At 71.1% G+C, this 13,954-nt stretch carries 16 protein-coding genes; 4 read left to right on the forward strand and 12 right to left on the reverse strand.

Annotated elements, in window-relative coordinates:
- Window positions 1-8: 8 nt before the first annotated feature.
- The 9 genes from ACIPEK_RS06390 to hisD all read right to left on the reverse strand — a co-directional run bounded on the left by ACIPEK_RS06390 (window position 9) and on the right by hisD (window position 6,525).
- Window positions 9-596 (reverse strand): ArsR/SmtB family transcription factor, encoded by a 588-nt coding sequence (locus ACIPEK_RS06390; RefSeq protein ID WP_401991369.1) that lies wholly within the window; start codon window positions 594-596, stop codon window positions 9-11.
- A 171-nt stretch (window positions 597-767) separates the two neighbouring features.
- Entirely contained in the window at window positions 768-1,523 is a 756-nt protein-coding gene (hisF, locus tag ACIPEK_RS06395; RefSeq protein ID WP_401991372.1) for an imidazole glycerol phosphate synthase subunit HisF, read from the reverse strand.
- On the reverse strand, window positions 1,520-1,918 hold the full coding sequence (locus ACIPEK_RS06400; RefSeq protein ID WP_327275742.1) for a RidA family protein: 399 nt from the start codon (window positions 1,916-1,918) through the stop codon (window positions 1,520-1,522). Before ACIPEK_RS06400 ends, hisF begins: the two co-directional genes overlap by 4 nt.
- Window positions 1,915-2,640 carry a bifunctional 1-(5-phosphoribosyl)-5-((5-phosphoribosylamino)methylideneamino)imidazole-4-carboxamide isomerase/phosphoribosylanthranilate isomerase PriA gene (gene priA, locus ACIPEK_RS06405; protein WP_385653843.1) on the reverse strand — a complete coding sequence of 242 codons (726 nt, stop codon included), beginning with the start codon at window positions 2,638-2,640 and terminating at the stop codon, window positions 1,915-1,917. The genes ACIPEK_RS06400 and priA overlap by 4 nt, the downstream gene beginning before the upstream one ends.
- A complete protein-coding gene (hisH, locus tag ACIPEK_RS06410) occupies window positions 2,640-3,296 on the reverse strand; it encodes an imidazole glycerol phosphate synthase subunit HisH (protein WP_327275741.1) in 657 nt (218 codons plus the stop codon). The genes priA and hisH overlap by 1 nt, the downstream gene beginning before the upstream one ends.
- Window positions 3,297-3,306: 10 nt before the next feature.
- A complete protein-coding gene (locus tag ACIPEK_RS06415) occupies window positions 3,307-3,474 on the reverse strand; it encodes a hypothetical protein (RefSeq protein ID WP_176740053.1) in 168 nt (55 codons plus the stop codon).
- Window positions 3,471-4,073, reverse strand: a complete 603-nt coding sequence (gene hisB, locus ACIPEK_RS06420; protein ID WP_093894918.1) for an imidazoleglycerol-phosphate dehydratase HisB — start codon at window positions 4,071-4,073, stop codon at window positions 3,471-3,473. Before hisB ends, ACIPEK_RS06415 begins: the two co-directional genes overlap by 4 nt.
- Entirely contained in the window at window positions 4,070-5,206 is a 1,137-nt protein-coding gene (locus ACIPEK_RS06425; RefSeq protein WP_401991377.1) for a histidinol-phosphate transaminase, read from the reverse strand. The genes hisB and ACIPEK_RS06425 overlap by 4 nt, the downstream gene beginning before the upstream one ends.
- Window positions 5,203-6,525 carry a histidinol dehydrogenase gene (gene hisD / locus ACIPEK_RS06430; RefSeq protein ID WP_401991380.1) on the reverse strand — a complete coding sequence of 441 codons (1,323 nt, stop codon included), beginning with the start codon at window positions 6,523-6,525 and terminating at the stop codon, window positions 5,203-5,205. Before hisD ends, ACIPEK_RS06425 begins: the two co-directional genes overlap by 4 nt.
- Window positions 6,526-6,664: 139 nt before the next feature.
- Between hisD and ACIPEK_RS06435 the strand changes: the two genes are divergently transcribed.
- The 4 genes from ACIPEK_RS06435 (at window position 6,665) to ybaK (ending at window position 10,854) form a co-directional block, all read left to right on the forward strand.
- A complete protein-coding gene (locus ACIPEK_RS06435) occupies window positions 6,665-8,266 on the forward strand; it encodes an oxidoreductase (RefSeq protein WP_401991383.1) in 1,602 nt (533 codons plus the stop codon).
- 268 nt (window positions 8,267-8,534) lie between these two features.
- Entirely contained in the window at window positions 8,535-9,572 is a 1,038-nt protein-coding gene (locus tag ACIPEK_RS06440) for a hypothetical protein (RefSeq protein WP_401991386.1), read from the forward strand.
- A 5-nt stretch (window positions 9,573-9,577) separates the two neighbouring features.
- Window positions 9,578-10,321, forward strand: a complete 744-nt coding sequence (locus ACIPEK_RS06445; RefSeq protein ID WP_401991389.1) for an LON peptidase substrate-binding domain-containing protein — start codon at window positions 9,578-9,580, stop codon at window positions 10,319-10,321.
- Window positions 10,322-10,353: 32 nt separating this feature from the next.
- The gene (ybaK, locus tag ACIPEK_RS06450; protein ID WP_401991392.1) at window positions 10,354-10,854 is read left to right on the forward strand and encodes a Cys-tRNA(Pro) deacylase; all 501 of its coding nucleotides are present in this window, start codon (window positions 10,354-10,356) and stop codon (window positions 10,852-10,854) included.
- A 287-nt stretch (window positions 10,855-11,141) separates the two neighbouring features.
- Here ybaK and ACIPEK_RS06455 read toward each other — a convergent pair whose 3' ends face one another.
- From ACIPEK_RS06455 to ACIPEK_RS06465, 3 genes are read right to left on the reverse strand one after another with little or no spacing between them, the layout of a single operon-like run.
- Complete coding sequence (locus ACIPEK_RS06455; protein ID WP_401991395.1) at window positions 11,142-11,888, reverse strand: ABC transporter permease; 747 nt, start codon at window positions 11,886-11,888, stop codon at window positions 11,142-11,144.
- Between the two features lie 34 nt (window positions 11,889-11,922).
- Window positions 11,923-12,810: an ABC transporter permease gene (locus ACIPEK_RS06460; RefSeq protein ID WP_383067493.1), complete on the reverse strand. Its 888-nt coding sequence runs from the start codon at window positions 12,808-12,810 to the stop codon at window positions 11,923-11,925.
- 28 nt (window positions 12,811-12,838) lie between these two features.
- A complete protein-coding gene (locus tag ACIPEK_RS06465) occupies window positions 12,839-13,813 on the reverse strand; it encodes an ABC transporter ATP-binding protein (protein ID WP_401991843.1) in 975 nt (324 codons plus the stop codon).
- Between the last annotated feature and the right edge of the window lie 141 nt (window positions 13,814-13,954).

Raw genomic sequence — 13,954 nt, forward strand, 5'->3', positions numbered from 1 at the left:
GCGCCGGCTCAGATGCGGAACGGGAATCCGTACAGGTGCATGGCGACGTTCTCGCGCCCTTGTGTGTCGCCCGCCTCGTCGCGGGCACGGCCGAGCTCCTCGTACCGGTCGATCACCTCGTGCACCTCACGGCTGAGCGCGGCGAGCTCCTCGGCGGTGAGCCGGGCCAGGTACTCGGAACCGGAGGCGGCGCTGCGCCACTCCTGTGGCCAGCTCTGGGCCGAATCGATGTAGCGGCGGTACAGCTCGACGTGCTGGTCGAACGAGAGCCGGCCGACAGCGGCGTGGGTGGCGACCTTCTCGGGTGCGTCGCTGAAGTCCTCCTCGTGGAAGGTCAGCCCCTTCGAAGCGGGCTGCCACCAGCGCTCGCGGCCGTCCTTGCCCTGCTGCTCGGCCTCCTCGATCAGACCGTGGTCGGCGAGCTTGCGCAGGTGGTAACTGACCAGCGAGACCTGCTCGTCGACCTGCTCGGCGAGCTGGGAGGCGGTGGCCTCGCGGGTGATGTAGAGCGCCCGGTAGAGCTTCATCCGCAGCGGGTGCCCGAACGCCTTCAGGGTCCCCAGATCCGAGATCCGGCGCGATTCATTGCTTGCCATGCCTTCCACCGTAGACAGGAAGGGAAACTTGCGCAATTTTTATTGCGCAATAAAAGTTTTGGGTTTTGCAGTGCGCTGCCGCGACCGGAGGTGCGACGCGACCGCCCTCGGAACGCCGATCGCCGGATGGAGCCGAAAACGGCTCCACCCGGCGATCGATGAGTGCTGCGGTCAGCGGACCGGGTGTCCGGCCTCCCTGAGCGCGCCCTTGACCTCGGAGATCCGCAGATCACCGAAGTGGAAGACGGACGCGGCCAGCACCGCGTCGGCGCCCGCCGCGATGGCCGGCGCGAAGTCCGCGAGCCGGCCCGCGCCGCCGGAGGCGATGACGGGGACGGTCACGTGCTCCCGTACCGCCGCGATCATCTCGGTGTCGTAGCCGTCCTTGGTGCCGTCCGCGTCCATCGAGTTGAGCAGGATCTCGCCCGCGCCCAGTTCGGCGGCCCGGTGCGCCCATTCGACGGCGTCCATGCCGGTGCCTCGGCGGCCGCCGTGCGTGGTGACCTCGAAGGTGCCCGCGGGCGTGCGCCGGGCGTCCACGGAGAGCACCAGGACCTGGCGGCCGAAGCGCTCGGCGATCTCCCGGATGAGTTCCGGACGGGCGATGGCCGCGGTGTTGACGCCGACCTTGTCCGCACCGGCCCGCAGCAGCTTGTCGACATCGTCGGCGGTACGGACGCCGCCGCCGACCGTGAGCGGGATGAAGACCTGCTCGGCGGTGCGGCGCACCACGTCGTAGGTGGTCTCCCGGTCGCCGCTGGACGCGGTGATGTCCAGGAAGGTCAGCTCGTCGGCGCCCTCGGCGTCGTACAGCTTCGCCATCTCGACGGGGTCGCCCGCGTCGCGCAGGTTCTGGAAGTTGACGCCCTTGACGACCCGGCCGTTGTCGACGTCCAGGCACGGAATGACGCGTACCGCGAGAGTCACCGCGCACCTGCCCGGTAGGCCTCGACCTCGACCTCGACGACCAGGCTCGGGTCCACGAAACCGGACACGATGATCATCGACGCGGCGGGGCGGACGTCGTCGAAGAGCTCCTTGTGGGCGCGGCCGACCTCGTCCACGTCCCGGGCGTGCGTGATGTACATCCGGGTGCGGACGACGTCCTCACGGCCCAGACCGAGCTGCTTCAGCGCGTCGAAGGCGACCTTGAAGGAGGTGACGGTCTGCTCGTACGGGCCGCCCGCGGAGATCTGCCCGTTCTCCACCGACGTGCAGCCGGCGACCAGGACGAGGCCGTTCGGCAGCTCGACCGCGCGGGAGTAGCCGAATTTGTCCTCCCAGGGGGCACCGGAGGAGATGCGGTTGACGGAGTCGCTCATCCGGAGACCACCTGCAGCGCTTCTTCGAGGGTGAACGCCTTCGCGTACAGCGCCTTGCCGACGATCGCGCCCTCGACGCCGTCCGGGACGAGCGAGGAGATGGCCCGCAGGTCGTCGAGCGAGGAGACGCCGCCCGAGGCGACGACGGGCTTGTCGGTGGCGGCGCAGACGTTCTTCAGGAGCTCCAGGTTGGGGCCCTGGAGCGTGCCGTCCTTGGCGATGTCGGTGACGACGTAGCGGGCGCAGCCCTCGGAGTCGAGGCGGGCGAGCGTCTCGTAGAGGTCGCCGCCGTCGCGGGTCCAGCCGCGGCCGCGCAGTGTCGTGCCGCGGACGTCGAGGCCGACGGCGATCTTGTCGCCGTGTTCGGCGATGACCTCGGCGACCCACTGAGGGGTCTCCAGGGCGGCGGTGCCGAGGTTGACCCGGGTGCAGCCGGTGGCGAGGGCCGCGGCGAGCGAGGCGTCGTCGCGGATGCCGCCGGAGAGCTCGACCTTGATGTCCATGGAGCGGGCGACCTCGGCGATCTGCGCCCGGTTGTCACCGGTGCCGAACGCGGCGTCCAGGTCGACCAGATGCAGCCATTCGGCGCCCGCCTGCTGCCAGGCGAGGGCGGCCTGCAGGGGGTCACCGTAGGAGGTCTCGGAGCCGGACTCGCCGTGGACGAGGCGGACGGCCTGGCCGTCGCGGACGTCGACGGCGGGGAGGAGTTCAAGCTTCGGCATTACAGCGTCTCAATCCAGTTGGTCAGCAGCTGGGCGCCGGCATCGCCGGACTTCTCGGGGTGGAACTGGGTGGCCCACAGGGCGCCGTTCTCCACGGCTGCGACGAACGGCTCGCCGTGGGTGGCCCAGGTGACCCGGGGTGCGCGGATCTTGGCGTTGGTGACCTCCAGGCTCCAGTCGTGCACGGCGTAGGAGTGCACGAAGTAGAACCGGGCCTCGGGGTCGAGACCTGCGAAGAGCTGGGAGTCCTCGGGGGACCGTACGGTGTTCCAGCCCATGTGCGGGACGATCGGGGCCTTCAGCGGGGCGACGGTGCCGGGCCATTCGTCCAGCCCCTCCGTCTCCACACCGTGCTCGATGCCGCGCTCGAAGAGGATCTGCATACCGACGCAGATGCCCATGACGGGGCGGCCGCCGGAGAGCCTGCGGTCGATGATCCATTCACCGCGGGCCTTCTTCAGCCCATCCATGCAGGCGGAGAACGCACCGACGCCGGGCACCAGCAGCCCGTCGGCGTTCATCGCCTTCTCGTAGTCGCGGGTGATCTCGACATCCGCGCCGACGTGGGCGAGGGCCCGCTCGGCGGACCGGACATTGCCGAAGCCGTAGTCGAAGACGACGACCTTCTTCTTGTCGCTCTTCTTCTTGTCGCTCACAAGTCGTACCTCAGTCCCAGAGTCCCTGGATCCGCATGACGCCTGCCACCAGGCACATCACGGACGCGAGCCCGAGCAGGACGATGACGCCCTTGGGCATCTTCTGCTTCGAGAAGGAGTAGACCCCGCCGGCCAGGAACAGGCCGACCAGGATCAGGATGGTGTTGAGGCCGGTCACAGCGCGCCCTTCGTGGAAGGAAGAATTCCGGCAGCGCGCGGGTCGTGCTCACTGGCGTAGCGCAGGGCCCGGGCGAGTGCCTTGAACTGGCACTCCACGATGTGGTGGGCATTGCGCCCGTACGGCACGTGGACGTGCAGGGCGATCTGCGCCTGGGCGACGAAGGACTCCAGTATGTGCCGGGTCATCGTCGTGTCGTACTCGCCGATCATGGGCGCCATGTTCTCGGGCTCGGTGTGCACGAGGTACGGGCGTCCGGACAGGTCGACGGTGACCTGGGCCAGCGACTCGTCCAGCGGGACGGTGCAGTTGCCGAAACGGTAGATGCCGACCTTGTCGCCGAGGGCCTGCTTGAACGCGGCGCCCAGGGCGAGGGCGGTGTCCTCGATGGTGTGGTGCGAGTCGATGTGCAGGTCGCCGTCGGTCTTGACCGTGAGGTCGAAGAGTCCGTGCCGGCCGAGCTGGTCGAGCATGTGGTCGTAGAAGCCGACCCCGGTCGACACCTCGACCTTGCCGGTGCCGTCGAGGTTGATCTCGACGAGTACCGAGGTTTCCTTGGTGGTGCGTTCGACTCTTCCTACGCGGGCCGCGCGAGTCATGCGTCGTGCTCCTTCTTGGCGATCTCATTTACAAGCGTGCGTACCGCATCGAGGAACGCGTCGTTCTCTGCCGGGGTGCCCGCGGAGACCCGCAGCCATCCCGGTACGCCGTTGTCCCGGACCAGGACGCCCCGGTCGAGGATCTGCCGCCAGGCGGTGTGGCTGTCGGCGAAGCGGCCGAACTGGACGAAGTTGGCGTCCGAGTCGGTGACGTCGTAGCCGAGAGCGCGCAGCCGGGTGACGATCCGGTCGCGCTCGCTCTTGAGCTGCGCGACGTATCCGAGCAGCGTATCCGTGTGCTCCAGGGCGGCGAGCGCGGTGGCCTGGGTGACGGAGGACAGGTGGTACGGCAGGCGCACCAGCTGGACCGCGTCGACGACGGCCGGGTCGGCGGCGAGGTAGCCCAGGCGCAGTCCGGCGGCGCCGAACGCCTTCGACATCGTGCGCGAGAGCACCATGTTCGGCCGGCCCTCGATCAGCGGGAGCAGCGAGGCGTGGTGGCTGAACTCGCCGTACGCCTCGTCGACGACGACCATCGACGGCTTGGCCGCCTGGGCGGCCTCGTACAGCGCGAGTACGGTCTCGGCGTCGACGGCGGTGCCGGTGGGGTTGTTGGGCGAGGTGATGAAGACGACGTCGGGCCGGTGCTCGGCGATGGTCTTCCGGGCGGCCTCGACGTCGATGGTGAAGTCCTCGTTGCGCGGTCCGGAGATCCAGCCGGTGCCGGTGGAGCGGGCGATGAGGGCGTGCATGGAGTACGAGGGTTCGAAGCCGATCGCGGTGCGCCCCGGGCCGCCGAAGGTCTGCAGCAACTGCTGGAGCACTTCGTTGGAGCCGTTGGCCGCCCAGACGTTGGCGAGGGCGACCTCGTGCCCGGCGGTGCGGCTGAGGTAGCGGGCCAGTTCCGTACGGAGCTCGACGGCGTCCCGGTCGGGGTAGCGGTTGAGGCCGCGGGCGGCCTCGCGGACGCGCTCGGCGATCCGGTCGACGAGCGCCTCGGGCAGCGGGTACGGGTTCTCGTTGGTGTTCAGCCGCACGGGTACGTCGAGCTGCGGCGCCCCGTACGGGGACTTGCCGCGCAGTTCGTCGCGGATCGGGAGATCGTCAATACGGGTGGTGTTGCTGTGCGTCACTGCTGCGGAACCTCTCCGCCGAACCTGGCCTTGAGCGCGGCGCCGTGGGCGGGGAGGTCCTCCGCCTCGGCGAGGGTCACGACATGGTGGGTGACCTCGGCAAGCGCGTCGCGCGTGTAGTCGACGATGTGGATGCCGCGCAGGAAGGACTGCACGGACAGGCCCGAGGAGTGGCAGGCGCAGCCGCCGGTCGGCAGGACGTGGTTGGAGCCCGCGCAGTAGTCGCCGAGCGAGACCGGGGCCCACGGGCCGACGAAGATCGCCCCGGCGTTGCGGACCCGGTCGGCGAGCGCGGCGGCGTCGGCGGTCTGGATCTCCAGGTGCTCGGCGGCGTACGCGTCGACGACCTTGAGGCCGTCCTCCAGGTCGTTGACCAGGACGATCGCGGACTGGCGGCCGGCCAGTGCGGGCTCGATCCGGTCGGTGATGTGCTTCGTCGCGGCGACCTGCGGCTTCAGCTCGGCCTCGGTGGCTGCGGCCAGTTCCTCGGAGTCGGTGACGAGGACGGCAGCGGCCATCGGGTCGTGTTCGGCCTGGCTGATCAGGTCGGCGGCGACGTGCACCGGGTCGGCGGTGGAGTCGGCGAGGATCGCGATCTCGGTGGGGCCCGCCTCGGCGTCGATGCCGATCCGGCCCTTGAGGAGGCGCTTGGCGGCGGCGACGTAGATGTTGCCGGGGCCGGTGACGAGGTTCACCGGAAGACATTCGGCCGTTCCGTAGGCGAACATCGCGACGGCCTGGGCGCCGCCGGCCGCGTACACCTCGTCTACGCCGAGCAGGGCGCAGGCGGCGAGGATCGTCGGGTGCGGCAGACCGTCGAAGTCCTTCTGCGGCGGGGATGCCACGGCGATGCCCTCGACGCCCGCCTCCTGGGCCGGTACGACGTTCATGACCACGGAGGACGGGTAGACGGAGCGCCCGCCCGGTACGTACAGTCCGACGCGCTCGACCGGCACCCATTTCTCGGTGACGGTGCCGCCGGGTACGACCTGGGTGGTGTGCGTGGTACGGCGCTGCTCGCGGTGGACGAGGCGGGCGCGGCGGATCGATTCCTCGAGGGCGGCCCGTACAGCGGGGTCGAGCCGCTCCAGAGCCTCGGCGATCGCCGCGGCCGGGACCCGGATCGAGTCGATCCGTACGCCGTCGAATTTCTCCCCCCACTCGATCACTGCCGCCGAGCCACGATGGCGTACGTCCTCGCAGATGGGCCGCACCGTCTCCAGAGCGGCTTCCACGTCGAACTCGGCACGGGGCAGCAGGTCGCGCAGGGCTCCACCCTCGGGGAGGGCGTTGCCGCGCAGATCGATTCGAGAGATCACACCGCAATTCTCGCAGACCGCCTCCGGCGTCCGGTCGCCCGTATCACTGGCTGATACATCTCCCGGGTGTCACCGCTGACCAATAGCGTTCACGTCGTCACCCAGAGGGAAGAACAGCTCCGAGCGGAAGGGGCACCCCGTGACCGAACCGCACGACGGCGATTTTCCGGACGGTCTCAGCGCGGCCGAGCTGGGCATGTGGCAGGCCTTCCGGAACGGCAGCACCTACGATCTGCGCGCCCGCGACCCGGCGCGGGACGATCCGTTCGCGCCGCGCACCTGGGGACCGGAGCGCAGCGTGGACGGGCGCGTCGTCGCCCGGCTGCTGCTGTCCGGGCCACCACCGCGGCCCGGCCGGGTCGCCGCGCTGAAGCTCCGGGGTGTACGGATCACCGGGACCCTGGATCTCGCGGGCGGGCGCGTCGCGCCGTACGTCGAGCTGACCGGCTGCCGCTTCGAGAACGAGGTGGTGCTGCCCGAATGCCATTTCACGACGTTGCGGATGGTCGGCTGCGCGATGCCGCGGCTGGAGGCGGCCCGGCTGCGCACCGAGGGCGATCTGCATCTGCCGCGCTGCCGCATCAAGCGCGGGATCCGGCTCACCGACGCACAGATCGGCACCGATCTGCTGATCAACCAGATCGAGATCGGCCCCGACCGGGGCGGGCGGGCCCTCGCCGGTGACGGGCTGGCGGTCGCCCAGGACCTGCAGGCGGAGATGGTCGAGGCGCGCGGCGAGCTGAGCCTGCGCGGGGCGAAGGTCGGCGGTTCGCTGAGTCTGCGCGGCAGCCGGCTGCGGGGCAGGGAGGGGCGGCGCGCACTGAACGCCCCTCAGCTGACCGTGGAGCGGACGCTGTACATGAGCGAGGCGTGGGTGAGCATCGACACCGGGAACCAGGGCACCACTCCCCCGTACGGCATCGTCATGGCGCCGACCCCGGCGCGCGGCACGCGTTCGCAGATCCTCGAGTGCCGCGGCGGGGTGCGCCTGGACGACGGACGGTTCGGCGACGCGGTCGATCTGCACAAGGCACGGTTCGTTCTGGCCAGGCACGAGGAGCTGTCGCTGCGCCGGATCGTCACCCCGGAGCTGCGTTTCAACGCGGAACGGCCGGAGGAGGGCCGGGTCGTGCTGAACGGCGCGAAGGTCGTCACGCTGATCGATGTGTCGACCAGCTGGCCGGGGCCCGGCGGTCTGGCGATGGGCGGTTTCGTGTACGAGAACCTCGTCCCGTACGGGCACTTCCCGCTCTCCCGGCGCCTGGAGTGGGTGGCGGCGGCGACCCCGGAGTACGTACCGGAGCCGTACGAACGCCTCGCCACGGTGCTGCGCAACTGCGGGGAGGACGCGGACGCCCGCGAGGTGCTGCTGGCCAAGCAGCGGCGGCGCCGTGAGACGCTGCCGCCCGCCGCGAAGCTCTGGGGCTTCCTCCAGGACTGGACGGTGGCGTACGGCTACCGGCCGGGGCGGGCCGCGGTGTGGATGGCGGTGCTGTGGGCGGCGGGTGCGCTGGCCTTCGCCCAGCACGTCCCGGCGGCGATCAAGCAGGATGAGCATCCGCAGTGGAATCCGGCGCTGTACGCACTGGATCTGCTGGTGCCGGTCATCAATCTCGGCCAGGACGGTTACTGGCGGATGGAGGGCGGCTGGCAATGGGCGGCGGCCGTGCTCGTCCTGCTGGGTTGGATACTGGCCACGACGGTCGCGGCGGGCGCCTCACGACTGCTGCGCCGGGGCTGACCGGAATCCGGTCACGGCCGGCCGGACGACCGACCGTCCGACCGGCCGAAGCCCTTCTGCGCAGTGGCCGTGGCGGTGGCCGGAGGCCGTGGTCGAACGATCTGCCGAGCCACGGCCGAAGTGTCGGAGACCGATGGCCGGATCAGTGGGAACAAGCCAGATTTCCCACTTTCCTTTACCTTTTATTGACCCAGCTCGATACAACCCCTCCACTCGGCACCAAAGCTTCACAGCACCCCCCTGGCGCCGTCCCGACCAGCGCTTTTCAATGGCCTGCACCATGTCATTCCTTCGCGCTCTGCTCCGTACCGCGCGCACGATCCGGCGCTCCCCCCAGGGTTCCACCGGACTGACCGCGGACGACGCGGTGCTGCTCGACGCCCCCGACGAACGGCTCTCCCCGGCGCTTGTCGCCGCCGCCCTCGGGGAGTACGAACCGGCCGCGAAACTCCTCGCCATCACCCGGGACGGCGCCGAGTGGGAGAACCGGGACCGCTACCTCAGCCGGCTCGCCACGTTCGCCCGCAACCGCGACGGATGGCTGACCGACTGGCTCGCCGCCGCACCGCACGACCCGGACGCGCTGCTCGTCAAGGCCCAGCTGGCGGTCCGCCGGGCCTGGGAGTCGCCCGTCCGGGCAGAGCAGCTGCGCGAGGTGGGACCGCTGATCACCGCGGCGGCCGAGAGCGACCCCCGCGACCCGGTGCCGTGGCGGCTCGCGCTCGACCATGCGCGCGGCACCCATGCCACACACACCATGTTCGAAGCCCTGTGGGAGCAGGCGATCCAGCGCTCCTCGCACCACTACGGCTGCCATGTCGCGGCGCTGCGGTACCTCTCCGCCGCGTGGTACGGCTCGCACCGCGAGTGCTTCGACTTCGCCGAGCGGGCCGCCGAGGACTCACTGCCCAGCTCGCTGGTGCAGGCGCTGCCGCTGCGGGCCGCCTTCGCCCTGCTGATCGAGCAGCCGGACCTACGGACCACCTCGGTGCAGGAGGAACGGATCGACGCGGCAGCGGATCTGGCGATCACGCTGTCCGCCTCGTTCGCGCCGGGCGATCCCTGGCCCGCCGAGGTCCGCAACCTGCTGGCGTACGTGCTGGTCGCGCGGGGCCGCTGGGGCGAGGCGCTGGAACAGTTCCGGCAGATCGGACTCCACGCCGCGTCGTTCCCGTGGTCGTCGGTCTCCGACGATCCACTCGGCCGGTTCCTCGACGCGAGGGACGAGGCGCGGCTCCGGGTGGCCTGTGCGACGCCCTTGTCGGGCCGGGCCGACCGCGGCCGGCCCGGCGGCCATTACGCTTGACCGTTGTGACCACCGCTCGCCTGCCTCTGTTCCCGCTGAACGCGGTGCTGTTTCCCGGCCTCGTGCTGCCGCTGAACGTCTTCGAAGAGCGTTATCGCGCCATGATGCGCGAGCTGCTGAAGACCGACGCCGACGAACCCCGCCGCTTCGCCGTGGTCGCGATCCGCGACGGCCGCGAGGTCGCCCCGACGGCCGCCGGAATGCCGGAGGCGGTGAGCACGCCCGCCGAGCGCGCTCCCGCGGACGGCTTCGGCCCCGACCCGATCCAGGCCTTCCACCGGGTCGGCTGCATCGCCGACGCGGCGAAGATCCGGGAACGGCCGGACGGCAGTTTCGAGGTCCTCGCGACTGGCACCACCCGGGTCAAGCTGCTCTCCGTCGACGCGAGCGGCCCCTATCTGACGGCCGAACTCGAAGAGCTGGACGAGGAAGCCGGCGAGGAGGCCGGCGCACTCGCCGAGGGCGTCCTGCGGGCCTTCCGCAGCTACCAGAAGCGACTGGCCGGGGCGAGCGAACGCTCCCTGACGACGGGTGCTGACCTGCCCGACGACCCCTCCGTCGTCTCCTACCTGGTCGCGGCGGCGGCCGTATTCGACATCCCGTGCAAGCAGCGGCTGCTCCAGGCACCCGACACCGCGACCCGGCTGCGCGAGGAACTGACGCTGCTGCGCTCCGAGACCGCCGTCATCCGGCATCTGCCGTCCCTGCCCGCGGTGGACCTGACGCGTGCCCCGACCCACCCCAACTGACTGACGACCGACCGACCCGAGGACCCTCCCCCGTGGCGAAGAAGCCGAAGAAGCAGCAGTCCGGCGGCACCCCGGCAACGGTCGCGTTGACCGCGGCCGGCACGGCGTTCACCGTCCACTCCTACGGCCACGACCCGGCGTCGGCGTCCTACGGCGAGGAGGCGGCCGAGGCACTGGGCGTCTCCCCCGACCGGGTCTTCAAGACCCTGGTCGCGGACGTCGACGGCACACTCACCGTGGCGGTCGTCCCGGTGGCCGGTTCCCTGGACCTCAAGGCACTGGCCTCCGCGGTGGGCGGCAAACGAGCCGCGATGGCCGACCCGACAGCCGCAGAACGCACCACCGGTTACGTACGGGGCGGCATCTCCCCCCTGGGCCAGCGCAAGCGGCTGCGTACGGTGCTGGACGCGTCGGCACAGTCCCACGAAACAATCTGCGTCTCGGCGGGCCGCCGAGGCCTGGAGGTCGAACTCTCCCCCACGGACCTGGCGTCCCTGACGGGGGCGGTGTTCGCGGAGATCGGCCGGGGGTAGCCGCCCTGGGCACCTTTCAGCCTGGCGCTTGAGGGTACTTTCGGCCCGCCCGGCGCTTGAGAGCGCTTTTCCACCCCGCACCCCGCACCCCGCCTAAGAGCCTGTCGGGTGACCTCCGATCGGATAGCGGACGCGGTCTGGTGCGTGCGATTCCAAGGAGGAGGAGGGAGTCGACGCGAAGGGGGTCCCCCCATGCCTTCAGCTATGGGGGAGTTGGTGACTGACGACAACGCGGGAAGCGTGCGTGCCAGGACGTGGCCGCCCGGTCGGAGGCCACCCGACAGGCTCTAAGACTCAGCCGGCGGCACAGGCGGCACACCCCCACCCGCGGGCGACGGTCCCGCCCCCGGCACAGGCCCACCCGCGGCCCACCCCGGGAACACCCCCCACTCCGGCTCCGGATCCCGCGGCCCGAACAACGCCGTCAGCCCGAGATGAACCGCCATCGCCCCCAGCGGCCACGCCACCAGCGCCCCCTTCGCCCGCAGCTTGAGCGGCGCATCGAAGACCACGCCCTTGCCGACCGCTCGCGCGTGCGCGACCACGTCCTGGTCCGGCCCGAGCCACACCCCCAGCCGCCAGGCCAGCAGCGAACCGAGCAGCCCGCCCAGCGCGAGTCCCACCACCAGGGCGATTCCGCCACGCCGCTGGAACAAGAAGACCAGCGCCCCGGAGAGAGCACCGAATGCCAGTGCCAGCAGCACGAACGTACCGTCGGCGCCGATCGCCTCCTCGCCCTCGCTGTCACTGAGGTAGACGGCCGTGCTGTCGGAGATCAGCGGAACCCGCGGCGCCAGCCACAGCCAGAGGAATCCGAGCCCGATGCCCGCGACGGTGACGAGAACGGCGACAACAGCGGCACGCAGCAGATCCGACCGGAGATTCCGCTCCTCCTGCGACTCCAGCAGCGTGCCGGAGTGGGAGGCACCCGGGCCGCCGGGACGACCGGGCCCACCCTGACCACCCCATTTCGGCGGGGTCTGCCAGGGGTCGTTGGACGAGGGCTGGTGAGGCGGTGTCAGAGGTGCGGTCACCTTGCCATCGTGCCAGGCGTCCCTGTGCCGCGCCTCACCGGACCGCTGCCCTGCGGTACGCCCAGGTGGCCGCAGCCAGCGAGAGGACGCCGACGACGGCGCAGACCGCGAGATCCAGTGCGACGACCGCCCAGTCGGGGTGGGCGTCGAAGGACCGGGAGAGCGCCTCGACACCGTACGTGGAGGGCAGCAGATCGCGGGCCCAGCCGATCGGCCCGGGCAGCCGGTCGGCCGGCAGGACGCCGAGGAGCAGCGCCGCCGACATGCCCAGCTGCCCGAGCAGCGTGGCCAGTTCCTGCCGGGGCGCGAGCAGCCCCATCGCGGCACCGAGCCCGGAGAGCGCCGCCCCGGAGAGCGGGATGACGGCGACGAGCACCCACAGATGCGTCAGCGGCAGTCCGAACAGCACGCTCCCCGCCACGGCCGTGACGATCGTGCCGGGCACGGTGAAGGAGGCGTACGCCCCGGCCGCACCGAGCACCACAGCGGCGGGCGGCACCGGCAGGGTGGCGTAGTGGTCGAGTCCGCCGCCGGCCCGCAGCTGCCCGAAGTACTGGGCGAGCAGGTTGAGCGCGACGAAGGCCACCACGAGGACGCTGGATCCGGCGACGACGGCGCGCGCCTCGGAGCCGCCGTCGACGACCCCGCGCATCAGCACCATGATCCCGACGGACTGGAAGGTCGCGACGAAGAGCAGCGGGATACGGGCGACCCTGGCCCTGGACAGCTGGGCACGGTAGACGGCCGCGAGCGAGGGGAACAGCCGGGCCCGTGGCGCGAGCGGCGCGGGAGCCGCGCCCTCCTGGCCTTCGCGGCCGGCACGGCTGTCATCGGCGGTCCGGACGGGTCCGGTCACCGCCTGCGCGGGAACGATGCTCGTCACCTGGCGCTGCTCCTGTTCGCTCCCTGCCCGGCCGCGCATGCGCATTCGGTCCCCCCGCCCGCCGCGGTCATGACTTCACCAGCCCCTTGGTCGCGTCCCCGCCGAGCGCGAGATAGACGTCCTCCAGGCTGGGCGTCGCCACCGTGAAGTCGTCGAGTGCGGCAAAGGCCGCGCCGCCGGTCACGGCGGCAACCGCCGCCCGCGCCTCGTCGGGACCGAGCCTCAACACCCAGCGCCGCCCGGACTCCTGGGCCGAGCCGCGCAGCGCGGCCACTTCGGGCACGTCCAGGGGCGCCCGTTCGCGCCACACCAGCTCGACCCGGACCTCGCCGGCGACGCGTTCCTTGAGCCCGGTCGGCGTGTCGCAGGCGATGACCTTGCCGCGTTCGATCACGGCGACCCGGTCGAGAACCGTCTCGGCCTCGATGACGTTGTGGGTGACGAGCAGCACCGTCGTGCCGCGTTCGGCCCGACGCCGGTCGACAGCGGCCCAGACGGCGCGCCGCGCGACGGGGTCCATGCCGGTCGTCGGCTCATCCAGCACCAGCACCGGCCGCTCGCCGACCAGCGCGGCCGCGAAGCAGGCGAGCCGCCGCTGTCCGCCGGAGAGCTTCTTCAGGGGGCGTCCCGCGATCTCGGTGAGGCCGAGTTCGCCGAGTACGTCGTCGCGCTCGGCGCGGGCGTCCCGCACCGCGAGGCCGCGCAGCCGTCCGGTGGTCTCGGCGGCAAGCGAGACAGTCAGCTCGTCGAGGGCGGTGGACTCCTGCCCGAGGTATCCGATCAGCCGGGAGGCCCGCTCGGGATGGCGTACGAGATCGTGGCCCAGCACGGTCACGCTGCCGGAGTCGGGCCTCATCAGCCCGGTGAGCTGCCGCACCAGGGTGGACTTTCCGGCGCCGTTGGGGCCGAGGAGACCGAAGATCTCGCCGCGCCGCACATCCAGGCTGATCCCGTCGGTGGCACGCACCTCGGGTGTTGCGGGTGCACCGCGGCGGCCGCGGGCGGCGGGATAGGTTTTGACCAGATCACGCACCGCGCACACGGTCCCGGTCGCCGTCTGCGCCTGTGCTGTGCCCGTACTCACGAGGTACGAGAGTACGGGGTCGGATGCCCCGTATTGCGCCCGGGGCCATGCCGGTCGGACGTCGACGCCGCAATCGCGGGCCGGGTTGCCCGCCCGCGT

This window comes from Streptomyces sp. NPDC088246, assembly GCF_044741025.1.
Taxonomy (GTDB): Bacteria; Actinomycetota; Actinomycetes; order Streptomycetales; family Streptomycetaceae; genus Streptomyces.